Origin of the sequence: Stenotrophomonas sp. CASM114, from assembly GCF_049384325.1 — a bacterium.
Taxonomy (GTDB): domain Bacteria; phylum Pseudomonadota; class Gammaproteobacteria; order Xanthomonadales; family Xanthomonadaceae; genus Stenotrophomonas; species Stenotrophomonas muris.
The window spans coordinates 33,196-48,087 of sequence record NZ_JBMRGJ010000014.1; the positions used below are offsets into that span (position 1 = coordinate 33,196).

At 65.5% G+C, this 14,892-nt stretch carries 15 protein-coding genes and 1 tRNA gene; 5 read left to right on the forward strand and 11 right to left on the reverse strand.

Features of this window, described 5'->3' with window-relative positions:
* The first annotated feature begins 32 nt into the window (after window positions 1–32).
* Window positions 33–1,037, forward strand: a complete 1,005-nt coding sequence (locus tag VG566_RS13945) for an aminoglycoside phosphotransferase family protein (protein ID WP_032959991.1) — start codon at window positions 33–35, stop codon at window positions 1,035–1,037.
* Window positions 1,038–1,147: 110 nt separating this feature from the next.
* On the opposite strand, the gene VG566_RS13950 is transcribed toward VG566_RS13945, so the two are convergent.
* The 7 genes from VG566_RS13950 to VG566_RS13980 form a co-directional block, all read right to left on the reverse strand.
* Entirely contained in the window at window positions 1,148–2,035 is an 888-nt protein-coding gene (locus tag VG566_RS13950) for a DMT family transporter (protein WP_241884042.1), read from the reverse strand.
* A gap of 32 nt (window positions 2,036–2,067) precedes the next feature.
* On the reverse strand, window positions 2,068–3,129 hold the full coding sequence (gene murB, locus VG566_RS13955) for a UDP-N-acetylmuramate dehydrogenase (protein ID WP_241883807.1): 1,062 nt from the start codon (window positions 3,127–3,129) through the stop codon (window positions 2,068–2,070).
* 8 nt (window positions 3,130–3,137) lie between these two features.
* Complete coding sequence (locus tag VG566_RS13960; RefSeq protein ID WP_049471279.1) at window positions 3,138–4,193, reverse strand: quinone-dependent dihydroorotate dehydrogenase; 1,056 nt, start codon at window positions 4,191–4,193, stop codon at window positions 3,138–3,140.
* 8 nt (window positions 4,194–4,201) lie between these two features.
* The gene (locus VG566_RS13965) at window positions 4,202–4,972 is read right to left on the reverse strand and encodes a class I SAM-dependent methyltransferase (RefSeq protein WP_049406336.1); all 771 of its coding nucleotides are present in this window, start codon (window positions 4,970–4,972) and stop codon (window positions 4,202–4,204) included.
* A gap of 4 nt (window positions 4,973–4,976) precedes the next feature.
* Window positions 4,977–5,261, reverse strand: coding sequence for a DUF4190 domain-containing protein (locus VG566_RS13970; RefSeq protein WP_014646921.1), 285 nt, complete (start codon window positions 5,259–5,261; stop codon window positions 4,977–4,979).
* 300 nt (window positions 5,262–5,561) lie between these two features.
* On the reverse strand, window positions 5,562–6,401 hold the full coding sequence (locus VG566_RS13975; RefSeq protein WP_241883808.1) for an SDR family oxidoreductase: 840 nt from the start codon (window positions 6,399–6,401) through the stop codon (window positions 5,562–5,564).
* Window positions 6,401–7,933, reverse strand: a complete 1,533-nt coding sequence (locus VG566_RS13980) for an aldehyde dehydrogenase family protein (RefSeq protein ID WP_014646923.1) — start codon at window positions 7,931–7,933, stop codon at window positions 6,401–6,403. The genes VG566_RS13975 and VG566_RS13980 overlap by 1 nt, the downstream gene beginning before the upstream one ends.
* A gap of 183 nt (window positions 7,934–8,116) precedes the next feature.
* Between VG566_RS13980 and VG566_RS13985 the strand changes: the two genes are divergently transcribed.
* Window positions 8,117–8,193: transfer RNA gene (locus tag VG566_RS13985), tRNA-Arg, on the forward strand.
* A 91-nt stretch (window positions 8,194–8,284) separates the two neighbouring features.
* On the opposite strand, the gene VG566_RS13990 is transcribed toward VG566_RS13985, so the two are convergent.
* Window positions 8,285–8,764, reverse strand: coding sequence for a tyrosine-type recombinase/integrase (locus tag VG566_RS13990; protein WP_239517629.1), 480 nt, complete (start codon window positions 8,762–8,764; stop codon window positions 8,285–8,287).
* Between the two features lie 839 nt (window positions 8,765–9,603).
* On the opposite strand from VG566_RS13990, the gene VG566_RS13995 reads away from it, so the two are divergent.
* Window positions 9,604–10,476, forward strand: coding sequence for a hypothetical protein (locus VG566_RS13995; protein WP_262216699.1), 873 nt, complete (start codon window positions 9,604–9,606; stop codon window positions 10,474–10,476).
* A gap of 630 nt (window positions 10,477–11,106) precedes the next feature.
* A complete protein-coding gene (locus VG566_RS14000; protein ID WP_041863362.1) occupies window positions 11,107–11,571 on the forward strand; it encodes a GNAT family N-acetyltransferase in 465 nt (154 codons plus the stop codon).
* Between the two features lie 7 nt (window positions 11,572–11,578).
* Here the strand turns inward: VG566_RS14000 and VG566_RS14005 are convergent, their stop codons facing one another.
* Complete coding sequence (locus VG566_RS14005) at window positions 11,579–12,139, reverse strand: GNAT family N-acetyltransferase (RefSeq protein ID WP_241883809.1); 561 nt, start codon at window positions 12,137–12,139, stop codon at window positions 11,579–11,581.
* A 146-nt stretch (window positions 12,140–12,285) separates the two neighbouring features.
* Between VG566_RS14005 and VG566_RS14010 the strand changes: the two genes are divergently transcribed.
* Window positions 12,286–13,179, forward strand: a complete 894-nt coding sequence (locus VG566_RS14010; protein ID WP_241883810.1) for a helix-turn-helix domain-containing protein — start codon at window positions 12,286–12,288, stop codon at window positions 13,177–13,179.
* 85 nt (window positions 13,180–13,264) lie between these two features.
* On the opposite strand, the gene VG566_RS14015 is transcribed toward VG566_RS14010, so the two are convergent.
* Complete coding sequence (locus VG566_RS14015; protein WP_014646927.1) at window positions 13,265–13,624, reverse strand: response regulator; 360 nt, start codon at window positions 13,622–13,624, stop codon at window positions 13,265–13,267.
* A complete protein-coding gene (locus VG566_RS14020) occupies window positions 13,614–14,777 on the reverse strand; it encodes a two-component system sensor histidine kinase NtrB (RefSeq protein ID WP_401733632.1) in 1,164 nt (387 codons plus the stop codon). The genes VG566_RS14015 and VG566_RS14020 overlap by 11 nt, the downstream gene beginning before the upstream one ends.
* Between the last annotated feature and the right edge of the window lie 115 nt (window positions 14,778–14,892).

Here is a 14,892-nt window from a genome sequence, read left to right on the forward strand (position 1 = left end):
GTGGCGGCAGGTAATACTTTCCGCTTGCATCCATGTCATTCGCTTCGGCGCAGCATCTCGGCGAAGTCCTTCAGCAGTCCTATGGCATCACCGCCAATGCCGTGGTGCCACGCCCGGTTGGCGCCGATGCCAACGCCAGCGTGTATCGCATCGATGCACGGCGCGGGCAATGGTGGTTGAAATGCCGCAGTTACCAGGTTGCCCCTGCCGTCTGGGACACCCTGCATTGGCTGCGCGGCACGCTGGGTATCGAGGAAATCGTCGCGCCATGGCCGGCGCTGACCGGTGGAGCGTCAGTGCAGCGCTGGGGCCTGCAGTTCACCCTGTTCCCGTATGTGGAAGGCCAGTCCGGCTTCGAGGCGGCGTTGAGCCGCACGCAGTGGCAACGATTGGGCGAGGTGCTGCGGCGCCTGCACGAGGCGTGCCCGCCACCGGCGCTGCAGGAGGCGCTGCCGAGCCTGCGGATGGAAACCGCGGCGCTTGATACGGTCGGGCAATGGCTGGCCGGCGAGGGCCTGGCGGCCGCCAGGGATGGGCTGGGCCGCGCCTTCGTATCCGTCTGGGACCAGCAGCATGCGCGCATCGCGGCGCTGCATGCGCAGGCACTGCAGCTGCACGCCGCGTTGCAGGATGTCCCGGTGCGGCTGCACCTGTGCCACACCGACCTGCATGCCGGCAATCTGCTGATGGGCAATGACGGGAGCCTGCACCTGATCGATTGGGATGGCCTGTCGCTGGCCCCGCGCGAGCGCGACCTGATGTTCATCGGTGGCGCGGTCGGTGGGCGCTGGGGGCGCGAGAACCCGTTGGGATTCGAGGAAGGCTATGGCAGTGACCGCGGCGATCCACGCTGGATCGCCTGGTACCGGCACTGGCGCATCCTGCAGGACCTGATCGAGTTCCAGCAGGTCCTGCTGGGCAGCGATGGAGAGGACCGGTCGCCGCAGCTGCGCCGGCAGTCGCTGCATTTCCTCAGCGAACAGTTTGCACCGGGCAATGTATTCGACGCGGCAGAGCGGGTGTATCGCGCGCTGTAGATCCACGCCATGCGTGCATGGCATTTTCTACGATGAACCCTCACGCTGCGCGATGAGTCGAGCATGGCTCGGCTCTACAGGGGGCCGCGGTGTCTGCGCGCGGTGTGGAGCTACTCTGCGGGCTTGGCCGCTGCAGAGGCCGCCGCGCTTGCAGCGCGGCGTGACAGCACGGCTTCGCGGTGGGCGATGTAGGCGTTGGCGGCGAGGATGATGCCGGCACCGATGATCGTCCAGCGGTCCACCGTTTCGTTGAACAGCAGCCAGCCGAACAGCGTTACCAGTGGCAGCTGCAGGAAGCTGATCGGGGTCAGGGCGGAGACTTCGCCCAGCCGTAGCGCGCGGGTCCACAACAGCTGGCCGACGGTGCCAAGCACGCCGGTGGCCAGCAGCCACAGCCAGGCCGACCCGGTCGGCCAGGCCCAGACGAACAGCGCCGGCACCAGCGACAGCGGCACCCAGAACACGTAGGTATAGAGCACCACGGTATCGGCACTGTCGACGCGGGTCAGCTGCTTGATCTGGATCGCCACCAGCGAGCTGAGTACCGCCGCACCCACCGCGACCAGGCTGCCGGCGGTGAAGCCGGCGGTGCCGGGACGCACGATCACCAGCACGCCGATGAAGCCGACCACGACCGCGGCCCAGCGGCGCACGCGCACGGTTTCACCCAGCCACAGCACGGCGGCAATGGTGACGAACAGCGGCGTGGAATAGGAGAGCGAAACCGCCTGCGCCAACGGCAGGTGACCCAGCGCCCAGAACGCGCACAGCATCGAGCCCAGGCCGATTGCACTGCGCACGAAATAGCGTGGCAGCTGCTGCGTCCTCAAGGGCGCACGGCCGGGCCGCAGCAGCATCGGCAGCAGCGCCAGCAGGCCGAAGGCGTTGCGGAAGAACGCCACTTCCTGGGTGGGCACGTAGCGCGTGGCATAGCGGATCGCCACCGCCATCAGGCCGAACGCCATCGTGCTGCCGAGCATCAGCAGCGCCGCCCGCATCGGGGTGGCGCTGGGGGAAAGGGTGGGGCTGTTCACCACTGTGCGCCGAGCAGGCGGGGCTCCGGTTCGATCGGCACGCCGAACTTCTCCAGCACCGAGGCCGAGATGCGGCGCGCCAGCGCCAGCAGTTCAGCGCCGCTGGCATTGCCGTGGTTGACCAGCACCAGCGCGTGGCTGGGGGCCACGCCGGCATCGCCGTCGCGGAAGCCCTTCCAGCCGCAGGATTCGATCATCCAGGCTGCCGAGACCTTGCGCTTGTCGTCCTGCTCGGCCGGGAACACCGGCAGGTCGGGGAAGTGCTGCAGCAGCACGTCGACCTGCTCCAGTGGCAGCACCGGGTTCTTGAAGAAGCTGCCGGCATTGCCGAGTACCTCCGGGTCGGGCAGCTTGCGGCGGCGGATCGCGATCACCGCATTGGCCACGTCCACCGCGCCCGGCAGCACCACGCCCTGCGCCTGCAGCTCTTCGCGGATGCCGGCGTAGTCCATGCGCAGATCGTGCAGCAGTGGCAGTTTCAGTTCGATGGCGGTGATCAGGTAGCGATCGGGCTGTTGCTTGAACACGCTGTCGCGGTAGGCGAAACCACACTGTTCGTTATCCAGGCGCACCCAGGCCTGCTCCTGGCAGTCCCAGGCTTCGACCGCCTGGATGAACTCGCCGACCTGCGCGCCATAGGCGCCGATGTTCTGGATCGGTGCGGCACCGGCGGTGCCGGGAATCAGCGCCAGGTTTTCCAGGCCGGACAGGCCTTCCTGCAGCGACCACATCACCAGGCCATGCCAGGGCACGCCGGCGCCGGCGCGGATCACGGCATGGTCGGCGCGGTGTTCAAGGAAACTGATGTCGCGGTTGCCGAACACCAGCACGGTACCGGGCAGGTCCTCGGCGATCAGGACGTTGCTGCCGGCACCCAGCACCAGTAGTGGGCCGTTGGCCACCTCGGGCAGTGCCAGCACCTCCGGCAGCAGCGCGGCATCGTGCAGTTCCAGCAGCTGTTCCGCATTGGCCTGCACGTGGAAGGTGTTCAGTGCCTGCAGCGGCGCATTTTGGGTGAGCGTCCAGCGCAGCGGGGCGTTGCCGTCGATGGTGTCCATGGGCGCGCTCACAGTGGGGCCACCGCGCCGCGGCTGGGTGCTTCGCGGCGGCGACGGATCGCTTCCACGCATTCGGAAACCAGCGCCGGTCCACGGAAGATCAGGCCGCTGTAGCACTGCACCAGCGCGGCACCGGCCGCCATCTTGGCCACGGCATCGGCACCGGACAGGATGCCGCCGACGCCGACCAAGGGCACCGACTCGGGCAGGCGAGAGCGCAGGCGGCGCAGCACCAGCGTGGACTGCTCCAGCACCGGCGCGCCGGACAGGCCACCGGCCTCGTTGGCCAGCGGATCGCCGGCCACCTTGCTGTGGTCGATGGTGGTGTTGGTGGCGATCACGCCGTCCACCTGCAGCTCGCCCAGCACGCGGGCGGCGGCATCGATGTCACGCTCGCTGAGGTCCGGTGCCACCTTCACCAGCATCGGCACGCGTCGGCCGTGGCGGGCCGCGAGTTCTTCCTGGCGGTCACGCAGTTGGCTGACCAGCTGGCGCAGCGCGGTTTCTTCCTGCAGTTCACGCAGGCCGGCGGTGTTGGGCGAGGAAATGTTGACAGTGATGTAGTCGGCCAGCGGGTACACCTTGTCCAGGCAGGCGATGTAATCGTCCACGGCCTGTTCGTTGGGGGTGTCCTTGTTCTTGCCGATGTTGATGCCGAGCAGGCCGCGGCGGTTGCGCGCGCGCTCGACGTTGCGCACCAGCGCGTCCACGCCCGCATTGTTGAAGCCCATGCGGTTGATGATCGCGTTGTGTTCCGGCAGGCGGAACAGGCGCGGCTGCGGATTGCCGGCCTGCGGGCGCGGGGTGATCGTGCCGATTTCGACGAAGCCGAAGCCGAGCGCGAACAGCGCATCGATGTGCTCCCCGTTCTTGTCCAGGCCGGCGGCCAGGCCGACCGGGTTGGGGAACGTCAGCCCGAACACCGTGCTGGGCATCGGCGCGATGCGTGCGGCCAGCAGCGGCGTGGTGCCGGTGCGATAGGCCAGGTCCAGTGCGGACAGGCCAAGGCCGTGGGCGCGCTCGGCGTCGAGCGAGAACAGGAAGGGGCGGGCAAGCGAATACATGCGTCGGTTCAGTCCAGCGTGCCGAGGAAGGCTCGGGTTCGATATTCAAAAGCGACCTGGCCGTCGACCGCGTGGGCGGCGAACAGGTGCTGCAGAGCGTCGATCATCGGTGCGTGGCGCGGATGACCGGATTGAGGGGCGTAGGAGGAGGACAGCAGGCGCCCGCGCAGGGCGTCGAAGTCCAGGTGCTGCACGTTCGGCAGCTCCACCCTGCCGCGCAGGCCAGCGCCGAACCAGGCCTGCATGGTGGCGTCGTCCTGGTAGCGCTCGGCCACGGCGGTGTAGTCGGTGCCGTAGTCCAGCAGCAGCTGTTCGTAGCCGACCAGGAACGGGCTGGCATCGAGCAGGCGAGAATTCCAGTAGATGAGGGCCTGGCCGCCGGGGCGCAGGATGCGCTGCCACTCGGCGCGTACCGCCACGGTGTCGAACCAATGGAAGGCCTGCGCGACGCTGACCAGGTCGATGCTGGCATCGTCCAGTGCGGTGGCCTCGGCGCGGCCGTCCACCGCACGGAACTGCGGGTACTGCGGTGCCAGCCATTCTTCGGCCGCGCCCCGCATGGCCGCATTGGGCTCAACCGCGACAACGGGATGGCCGCTGGCCAGGAACAGGCGGCTGGAAATGCCGGTGCCGGCGCCGATGTCAGCCACACGCACCTGCTGGCTGACACCCATCGGGCCGTGCAGCCACTCCAGCAGCGCGGGTGGGTAGTCGGGCCGGTAGCGGACGTAGTCGGCGACGCGGCTGCTGAAGCGTTCAGTGCTGTCGGAGGCGGTCATGGCGTCAGTTCGACACCGCCGCCAGCCACGCCAGGCCGCCGAAGAACAGGATGAAGACCACGATGGCGGCAAGTGCCGCGCCGACCATGACCCAGCCCAGCACCAGGCCGGTGACGGCCAGGCCATCGCCTTCCAGTTCGTGCGGGCGGCGGCGGATTTCGGCGCGGGCCATGTGGCCGGTGATGATGGCGACGATGCTGGCCACGAAGGGCAGGACGGTCCAGCTGGCGATGCCCATGACCAGGCTGACCACGGCCAGGGCGCTTGTCTGTCGGGGTGCCACGCTCATCGGGGTCCTCCTTGGCAGTGTGCACATGATAGTGCCTCTGCCCCGGCAATCCCATGCCCGGCGGATGCGATGGCAGGCGTCGCCCCTGGCCGGCGAAAGGGATTTCGGCCCTGGTCGGCGTCGACCTTGGTCGACGAAAGGGATATCGGCCTTGGTAGGCGTCGACCTTGGTCGACGAAGGGATTTCGGCCCTGGTAGGCGTCGACCTTGGTCGACGAAGGGATTTCGGCCCTGGTAGGCGTCGACCTTGGTCGACGAAAGGCATGCCAACCAAGGTTGGCGGCTACCGAAGTGCCGGTATCAGCCCATCAACACCTGGCCGCCATCCACATTGAGCACGCTACCGGTGACCCAGCGCGCCAGTGGCGAGCACAGGAACAGTGCGGCGTCGGCGATCTCGCGCGGGTGGCCGAAGCGGCCGAACGGAATCTTCGCCAGGGTGCCGTGGTACAGCGCGGGGTCCTCGACGCGACGACGGTCCCAGAGGCCGTCATCGAACTCGATCGAGCCCGGGGCGATGGCATTGACCCGGATCCGGTCCTTGGCCAGCGCCAGCGCCTGTGACGTGGTGTAGTGCGAAAGCGCCGCTTTGGCCGCGGCGTACGGCGCGCCACCGGGGCGCGGCTGCTGCGCGGCAATCGACGACAGATTGAGGATGCAGGCGTCGCTGGAGGCACGCAGCCATGGCAATGCCAGGCGCGAGGCACGCACGGCCGCCATCAGGTCGATCTGCAGGCTGGCGGCCCAGCCGTCCTCGTCGTCGGCCATGCCGTAGCCGGTGGCATTGTTGACCAACACATCGATGCCACCGAGGGCGTCGGCGGCGGCCTGTAGCCAGGCCTGGATCTGGCCGGTGTCGGCCAGATCGGTGGAAAACGCGTGCAGTTCGAAGCCCTGCGCTCGTGCATCGGCACGCAGGGCATCCAGGCCGGCCTGGCCGCGGGCGCAGGCCGAGACCTGTGCGCCGGCGCCGGCAAAGGCCAGCGCCATTTCACGGCCAATGCCCTTGCTGCCGCCGGCGATGAGCACGCGGCGGCCGCTGAAATCGAGGGTCGGAGCCCCTGCGGGGATCCGACCCCTCGCTGGGGCCAGGTCCCCGGAGGGGCTCTGGCCCACGGACGTGTCCTCGTCGTTCGCCATCACAGGTCGAACTTGATGCCCTGGGCCAGCGGCAGCGAATCCGAATAGTTGATGGTGTTGGTCTGGCGGCGCATGTAGACCTTCCACGCATCCGAACCGGACTCGCGGCCACCGCCGGTGTCCTTCTCGCCACCGAAGGCGCCGCCGATCTCCGCACCGGACGTGCCGATGTTGATGTTGGCGATGCCGCAGTCGCTGCCGGCGGCCGACAGGAACTTCTCGGCAGTCTTCAGGTTCTGGGTGAAGATCGAGGACGACAGGCCCTGCGGCACGCCGTTCTGCATGTCGATGGCTTCATCGAGGGTGTCGTACGGCATCACGTACAGGATCGGCGCGAAGGTCTCGTGCTGGACCACGGCGTCGCTGTTCTTCAGGCCGGAGACGATGGCCGGCAACACGAAGTTGCCCGGGCGGTCGATGCGGCTGCCACCGGTTTCGATGGTGCCGCCGGCCGCCTTGGCCTGGGCGATCGCATCGAGGAACTGCTGCACGGCGCCTTCGCTGTTCAGCGGGCCCATCAGGTTGGCCGCATCGGTCGGGTCGCCGATCTTGCCTTCCACCTGCTTGTAGGCCTTGACCAGGGTGGCCAGCACGTCGGCGTAGATCGAGCGGTGCACGATCAGGCGGCGGGTGGTGGTGCAGCGCTGGCCGGCGGTGCCGACGGCGCCGAACACGATGCCCGGCACGGCCAGCTTCAGGTCGGCGGTTTCGTCCAGGATGATGGCGTTGTTGCCGCCGAGTTCCAGCAGGCAGCGGCCGAGGCGGCGCGCGACCTTCTCGTTGACGGTGCGGCCCACCTGGGTCGAGCCGGTGAAGCTTATCAGCGGCACGCGTCGGTCATCGACCATCTTTTCCGACAGCGCGGTGCCGGCATCGTTGATCAGGAAGAAAATGTCCGGGAAGCCGGCTTCGCGCAGGGCGTCGTTGCAGATCTTCAGCGAGGCGATGGCGGTCAGCGGCGTCTTGTTGGACGGCTTCCAGATGCATACGTCGCCACAGATGGCGGCCAGGAACGAGTTCCAGCTCCACACCGCGACCGGGAAGTTGAAGGCCGAGATGATGCCGACCAGGCCCAGCGGGTGGTACTGCTCGTACATGCGGTGGCCGGGGCGCTCGGAATGCATGGTGTAGCCGTACAGCATGCGGCTCTGGCCGACGGCGAAATCGGCGATGTCGATCATCTCCTGCACTTCGCCATCGCCTTCCGGCTTGCTCTTGCCCATTTCCAGCGCAACCAGCGAACCCAGGGCGTCTTTGTGCCTGCGCAGTGCTTCACCGCACAGGCGCACGGCTTCACCGCGGCGCGGGGCCGGCGTGGTGCGCCAGACCTTGAAGGCTTCCTGGGCGCGGGCAACGACGGTCTCGTACTCGGCCTCGGTGGTCGCGCGGACCTGCGCGATAGGCTCGCCGGTGGTCGGGTTGACCGGGGTGATCAGCTCACCGCTGGTCGCGCTCGACCACTCCCCGTTGCCCAGGTACGTGCCAGCGTTGATCGCGTCCAGGCCAAGGGACTTGAGCAGCTCGGAAGACATGCAGACTCCTGTATTTCGTTACGTTGTTTGGCGCCATCGCGGGCAGGTGGGGGACGCGATGAACTGAATCGCCGATGGTAGCAGAGCGCCCCGGCCGACCATGGTGCAACGCGCCAGCCAGGCCTGGCCGAACATGAATGCTTGGAGGGCAGGGCACGTTGCCTGTAAACTTCCCGGCTGCATGGCCCCGTAGCTCAGCTGGATAGAGCGTCCCCCTCCTAAGGGGAAGGTCGCCCGTTCGAATCGGGCCGGGGTCACCAGAATCAATAACTTGCGGCAGCTGCTGCGCTGCCATGGGCCATATCGGGCCATCAAAAGGTACTAATTGGTCACAGTGGTCACAGTAGCGAATCAATAGGTTAGCTTCGCCACCGCGCCATCATCGCCCTCAGGGGTGAGGTGTGCGTAGTACTTCTCTGTAGTGGCGTAATCAGCATGACCGGCCAGGAGCTGCACGCACCGCAATGGCACGCCAGCCATAACCATATGGGCGCAGAACGTGTGCCTCAGGCGGTGAAGACTCCCGCCAACGCCTGCCGCGGTCGCATCATCCTTGGACCAGTCGCTCACGGTGTCCTTGTGAACGCTTACCAGCGGATCGAGAAGGGTGGCTAGAGGTGCAGCGGCATGGGCGTTCAACGGCACCTCTCGCCAATTCCCTGACTTCGTGCGTCCGTCGCCGTCCTCGTCCGGATCGCTCTCGACCAGCAGGCGACCAGTAACCACGTTCTCGTGCCTCAGGTGCATCAGATCGCCGCGCCGGATTCCGGTGTGTGCCATGAACCGCCATAGGTTGGCCCGGGAGGCATTGGCCGCGTAGAGCTGCTGCATGGCATCAGCTGTATAGAACCGGACGGCAATGCTTCGCACCCCTCTTGGTGCCTGGATCCCCTCAAACGGGTTCGCATCCATTCCTTCCACTGCACGCCACGGCGGAGCGCGGCCTGCAGCCTGCGAACTTCCTTCCCCACAGTCTCCAAGCAAGCAAGCCAGGTCCACGCCTTCCACCTCGGGCAGAGCGTGCAACCTACCCGGAAGAGACCGAAGTCGATCAGTCTTGAGATTCTTCGCGTTCTTACTGAGAAGCTCGCGTGAACTGATGCTTCCGACGAAAGCGTCTTCGCAGAAATCCGCTCCCAGCCCCATAAACCCATGTATCACCATCGTCCGCAGCTGCAACTCCTTAAGTTCCACGTTGCAATAGGCCAAAGCAACTGCTTTCTCACGGTGCCAAGAAAGATGGTCGCAGACACCGCTACTACGGCGACGACAACCGAAGCGTGCAAATGAGGTCGCAAGAAACTACTCGGATATGGCAGCCGAAGCCATTGGAGAACATGCTGCTAGTCCTGGACGCTGAAGTGGTTGCCGGCTTGTGGAAATCTCGCCGACTGCGCCGGCCGGGCGGTTGCTCGGTGCGTGTCGTCGGCGGGCAGCGGTGTTCGTGCTTTCTCTGCCGAGCGCTGCCGCATCTCCTCGCAGAACGCGGGCCATCCGGGCGGCGCGGCAGCACAGGTGATCTCAGTACCTGGCATTGGCTGTGGTTATCGCGATCGCGATGGAATTGCCGACCTTTTTTCTTACCAAGCGATTGGGATAGCATGGACTTGGCTTTCGAGGGAAAGAAGCCTCGATCGCCGATCGGTCTAACATGGAGATGGACAGTGCTTTTGAAATACGCTCTTGCTGGGATGCTTGGATTTGTTGGCTTAGGCGCTCTTGTCGCAGACGTGAATGCTGCCGCTGTCCGATGCGACACCTGTCGAATTGATGGTGACTATCGCGCTGAGGCCGTTCGTCAAGGGCCCGGGACTCACCTGATTTTTAATGTTACTGACAACCAGATTCAGCAGTACTACGTTGGTACAAGCTCCGGTGGCGGCGGTGGTGGCATTGAGCCGAGAGCCGCAGGACCTCTGGTTGTGCGGGAGACTCCACCGGCGGGTGCCGTTGAAGAGGTGAACCGAGCTCATCGCGTACAAGTCGTTGGTGGTGGCACACTTCGTCCCACGTTCATCGTGCCAATCGCGACGCTCGGCCTCAATCCGAGCGCGAGTGCTATGACGGCTTACGAGTACGTATCGGACTACAACCTCCGTGCAATGGTCGAAACTGCGACGGGTAGCACGGATGTCATTTCCAAGGTGGTCGGAACCGACGTTTTCACGGCAATGGCCGACCTACTCCAGCACGTTACGAACTACACAGGCCTGCGCGATCAAGCGAGGATCATAATGAAGGTCGTGTTTAAGGACGGTTCCTCGGTTGTTGTCGTCGTCAACCTCGAGCATCAGAATGGACAGTCCGAAGTCGGTAGTGAGCGTACCGCCGCAGGGCAGTTGATTCCGACCGATATTCAGCAGGTGAATGGTACTTGGACTGACTACGGCGGAGAGAATCTTGCAAGGATGGTCACCCATCTTCAAGGTCTCGGTGCAACGATGTCGGCATCTGGCCCGTCGTCGACGGGTAGTGTCAAGGCAATTACCTGTAGTGGCGCCGGGGTCGCTAAGGTTTGCAACGTCGAATATATGATCCGCTGATGGCGTGTTGGGCGACTTGCAATAGGCAAATGGGGCCGTTTTAGCGGCCCCATTTTGTTTGAACTCTCAATTGGCTTCTTATTTCTTGCGGCGACTGAGCGCAAGGACTATCGCAATAATCGCTACTGGGATCAGGATAACCGCCAGTAGGATGATCCAATGCCAGATGCTGAAACCACCCATGCTTTATATCCCTATGAAGTGACGCTTGGATGGTAGCATCTCGAAGTCGATGCCTCTAAAGCGTGATTCGTATCGAATGACACAGATCAACCTCGCTGCCGCACGCTAGGATGCAGCACGACCGTGGTGCTTGAGCGGCGCCGTGCGAAGGAGCTGAGTCGAGCACGCCCATCGAGTCCACGCCAGCGGCTGCGAGTCGCTCGACCATCCCAGCGAAGGCGTGCAGGTCGATGCCCGATTCGGTCACCGGCGTAAGAGGCAAGGCGCTGAGGCCGTGGATCATGCCGGATCCCGAGGGCAGAAGGAAAAGAGTGGTTGTCAGGTGTGGCGGCGGTGGACGATCGGCATTGCTTACTGCCCTGGGACAAAATTCAAGCGCTGCCGTGCAACGTGATCCGGCCACCGGGATCGCGCACCATGGTGGCCATCCTTCCTTGCGCGCACGCCATGAGTGAGTACCTTCGCCCCGTGCAGCCTCCGCACTTCGCCGCCATCGGCGCGTGGCTGGATTCGGCCAGCGCAACCCGGCGCTGGGCCGGTCCCGGCGTGGCGTATCCGCTCGTGCCGGACGCATTCGCGCACGCACTGCAACTGCAGCAGCGCCCGGGTTGGGTGCTGCTGGATGCGCATGGCCACTGCCTTGGTTTCGGCCAATACTGGCCAACGACCTCCGGCACGCTGCACCTGGGCCGCATCATCGTTTCGCCGCGGGCACGCGGGCGTGGACTGGGACGTGTACTGATGCAGGCGCTGATGGCGCAGGCGTTGCAGTCGCCCGGGGCGGAGCGGCTGACCCTGCGTGTCTATCGTGACAACGTCGCGGCGGTGACCCTGTACCGCGACCTGGGCTTCCAGCCGATGGAAGACGCTTCGACGCCGGAACTGCTGTTCATGCAGCACCGTGCCGGCTGAGTGGTGATCACGCGCGCAGCACGGAAGCCTGTTGCGCCTGCCATTGCTCGCGGGTGATGCGGCTGATGTGTTCGGTGCGGTAGTCGCCGAGGAAGCTGTTGAACTTGTTCACTTCGGTATGGTGATGCTGGAAACCGCATTTGCTCTGTACGCTCAGGGACTGCAGGTTGTCGGCGAAGTAGCCGCACCACAGTGCGTCCAGGCGCAGGCCGAGGAAGGCGTGCCGCATCACTTCGCGCACTGCTTCGGGCACCAGGCCGCGCCCCCAGTACGGTACGCCGATCCAGTAGGCGATCTCGCCTTCGCGTTCGCCGATCTCGAAGTTGCTGTCGGCACCGATCAGGATGCCGACGCAGCCGATGGCGCGGCCATCTTCGCGGCTCTGCAGGGCATAGACCTCCGGCCGGTTGAACACGGTGCGGATGATCTCGCCACTTTCCTCGACGCTGGTGTGGGCTGGCCATCCGGCGATGGACCCGACGCGCAGGTCGCGGGCGTATTCGTACAGGTCGACGGCGTCGGTGTCGCGCCAGGGGCGCAGGATCAAGCGTTCGGTATGCAGCGGCATTGCCGTTCCAGGGGCAGGAAGAGAGCGCACAGGCTAGGCCGTGCCGCGTTACCGGCACAGGGCGGGACCTTGATGTTTTCGGTACTTTTCACAACTGCCTCGTTGGCGCAGGTATGCTGTGCCCCGGATTCCAGCCGGATCAGCCAATGGACCGCATACCCCAGCTTCTGGATCAGGACGAATCGATGCGCCTGGAGGTCAGTACGCTGGCCGAGGGGCAGGGGGTTCCGCTGTCGTTCGGGCACGCGTATCTGGCGGTACTGGTGTGCGTGTCCGGGCGTGCGCGCTTCGCACTGAACTTCCGTGAGGTGGCGGTGCAGCGGCACGACGTGCTGGTGCTGGCCGAGGACACGCTGGCGCTGCTGCGGAAGCGATCGCGTGGCTTCCTGGCGGTGGTCTGCCTGATGCCGAAGGCGCTGGCGTCGGAGGTGGCCTACGTACTGCCCAACGCGCTGTTCAAGTTCCTGCATGAGCATCCCCATTGCGTGCCGTCGCCGCTGGAGGTGCCGCTCCTGCAGGGCTGGCTGCAGCAGCTGATGGACGCGCAACATACTGGGGGCCGCTATCGGCACGTGATGCTGCGCAATCTACTGCAGACCTTTTTCCTGAAATTCGCCACGCTGTTGCCGGCACAGAAGGGGGCCGCAGCGCCGGTCAGCCGGCGCGAGCGCCTGGCCTGGAATTTCTGGGAACTGGTCGGCCAGCGCAGTACCCGCCAGCGCGACGTGCAGTCTTATGCCGATGCGTTGTGCATCACGCCGTTCTATCTTTCACAGCTGACCCGCGAGTGCTTCGATGAAACACCCAAGGCGTTGATCGACCGCCAGGTGGTGCTGGAGATCAAGGCGCTGCTGAGCTACAGCGAGCTGCCGATCGGGCGCATCGCCGAGCGATTGTGCTTCGAGGATGCGTCCTACCTGTGCCGCTACTTCCGGCGGCACACCGGGCAGTCGCTGACCGGCTACCGCCGTGCGGGGCAGGGCGGCGCTAGTGGGATGCGAACAGCGGTGCCGGCACTTCGGGCAGCAGATCCTCGGTAACCCCGCCGAGCACGCGTTCGACCACGCAGTCGCGGCGGTAGGGCCCCGGCACCCGCAGATCGGCTTCGCCAGGCCTGGCGAAAGGTCAATCCTGCTTCAACAGCTCGACCAGCTGGCGCAGGCGATAGGGCTTGGGCAGGAACTCCACCTGCTCCGGCAGCGGCGGCAGCTGCGAGCGCGCATAGCCGGAGGACAGGATCATGCGTGCCTGCGGCTGTTCGCGGGCGACGTGCTCGCTCAGTTCGATGCCGGACATGCCGTTGGGCATGCTGACATCGCTGAACACCACGTCAAAACGCGCCTCGCCCTTGAGCAGCTCCGCCGCCTCGTGACCATCGGCGGTGGTGGCGACCTCGATGCCGAAATCGCGCAGGGCCAGGCCGATCATCTCGCGCAGATCGTTCTGGTCCTCCACCATCAGTACGCGGATCGGTTCATCGGTCATGGGTTGCTTCCTCTGATGCGGGTAACAGCAGGCTTACCGTCGTGCCGACACCGGGCGTGGTGGACACATCGACGAAGCCGCCGCTCTGGGTAGTGAATCCGAACACCTGGCTCAGGCCCAGGCCGCTGCCCTTGCCGATGTCCTTGGTGGTGAAGAAGGGCTCGCTGGCGCGCTCGGCGATGTCGGCCGCCATGCCATGGCCTTCGTCACAGACGCTGAGGGTGACATAGCCGCGTTGCAGCGTAGTGTCCGCATCCGGGTCGAGCCGATGTTCCAGCGCGGTGCCGATCAGGATGCGCCCGCCATCGATGGTGGCCTCCACGGCATTTGCCACCAGGTTGGCCAGGGCAGCCTGCAGCTGCATCGCGTCGGTGCACACCTGCGGCAGGCCCGGCGTGAGGCAGGCGTCCAGCGTCACCGTGGGCGGGCAGGCGCGCTGCAGGCCCGGCAGCCATTGCTGTACCAGCGTGTTGATGTCCAGCGGTTCGCGGATCAGGGTCTGGCCCGTGCTGAAGGCCAGCAGCTGGCGGGTCAGCAGGGCGCCGCGGTCGGTGGCCGCCTGCGCAGCGTCCAGCAGCTCGGCGGCGCGTGCATCGTCACCGCGGACGCGTAGCGACAGCAGGTCCAGTGCGTTGCCGATGGTGGTCAGCAGGTTGTTGAACTCGTGCGACAGGCCGCGGCTGAGCCGGCCGACCGTCTCGAACTGCTGGGTGTTGCGCAGCGCACGCTGGGCATCGCGCAGCAGTCGCTGTGCCTGCCATTGCTCGGTGATGTCGCGGGTGATCTTGACGAAGCCAAGCAGTTCGCCCGCTTCGACGACCGGCTCGATGACCACGCTGGCGCGGAACGAGGAGCCATCGCGGCGTACCCGCCAGCCCTCGCTGGCAACATGGCCCTGCTGCGCCGCGAGGCGGAGCAGGCGCTGCGGTTCGCCGGCCTCGCGCTCGGTGGCCAGGTAGAAACGACCGAAGTGCGTACCCACCACTTCATCGGCTGAATAGCCCTTGATGCGCTCGGCGCCCGGGTTCCAGCTGCAGACGATGCCTTCAGGATCAAGCAGGTACAGCGCATGGTCGCGCACGCTGTCGATCAGCAATCGCAGTTGTCGGGAAGGGTCCGTCAGCACGGACATCGTAGAGGCGGCTGCGTCCACGTGTAGATAAGTGTTACCCCTGTGAGGGACGTGAAGCTAGGCATTCAAGTGTGAAGGATGCGTGCACACCTGACACGTGCCATTTGTCCTGTGCGGCTGAATGCGACACGGAGTA

What these genes read in the sequence shown, in the direction of transcription:
- murB (WP_241883807.1), bottom strand. Translation starts at nt 3,129, where the DNA reads ATGGACACCATCGACGGCAACGCCCCGCTGCGCTGGACGCTCACCCAA.
- VG566_RS14000 (WP_041863362.1), top strand. Translation starts at nt 11,107, where the DNA reads ATGAGTGAGTACCTTCGCCCCGTGCAGCCTCCGCACTTCGCCGCCATC.
- VG566_RS13950 (WP_241884042.1), bottom strand. Translation starts at nt 2,035, where the DNA reads ATGCGGGCGGCGCTGCTGATGCTCGGCAGCACGATGGCGTTCGGCCTG.
- VG566_RS13965 (WP_049406336.1), bottom strand. Translation starts at nt 4,972, where the DNA reads ATGACCGCCTCCGACAGCACTGAACGCTTCAGCAGCCGCGTCGCCGAC.
- VG566_RS14015 (WP_014646927.1), bottom strand. Translation starts at nt 13,624, where the DNA reads ATGACCGATGAACCGATCCGCGTACTGATGGTGGAGGACCAGAACGAT.
- VG566_RS13990 (WP_239517629.1), bottom strand. Translation starts at nt 8,764, where the DNA reads ATGCAGCAGCTCTACGCGGCCAATGCCTCCCGGGCCAACCTATGGCGG.
- VG566_RS14005 (WP_241883809.1), bottom strand. Translation starts at nt 12,139, where the DNA reads ATGCCGCTGCATACCGAACGCTTGATCCTGCGCCCCTGGCGCGACACC.
- VG566_RS14010 (WP_241883810.1), top strand. Translation starts at nt 12,286, where the DNA reads ATGGACCGCATACCCCAGCTTCTGGATCAGGACGAATCGATGCGCCTG.
- VG566_RS13945 (WP_032959991.1), top strand. Translation starts at nt 33, where the DNA reads ATGTCATTCGCTTCGGCGCAGCATCTCGGCGAAGTCCTTCAGCAGTCC.
- VG566_RS13970 (WP_014646921.1), bottom strand. Translation starts at nt 5,261, where the DNA reads ATGAGCGTGGCACCCCGACAGACAAGCGCCCTGGCCGTGGTCAGCCTG.
- VG566_RS13980 (WP_014646923.1), bottom strand. Translation starts at nt 7,933, where the DNA reads ATGTCTTCCGAGCTGCTCAAGTCCCTTGGCCTGGACGCGATCAACGCT.
- VG566_RS13975 (WP_241883808.1), bottom strand. Translation starts at nt 6,401, where the DNA reads ATGGCGAACGACGAGGACACGTCCGTGGGCCAGAGCCCCTCCGGGGAC.
- VG566_RS13960 (WP_049471279.1), bottom strand. Translation starts at nt 4,193, where the DNA reads ATGTATTCGCTTGCCCGCCCCTTCCTGTTCTCGCTCGACGCCGAGCGC.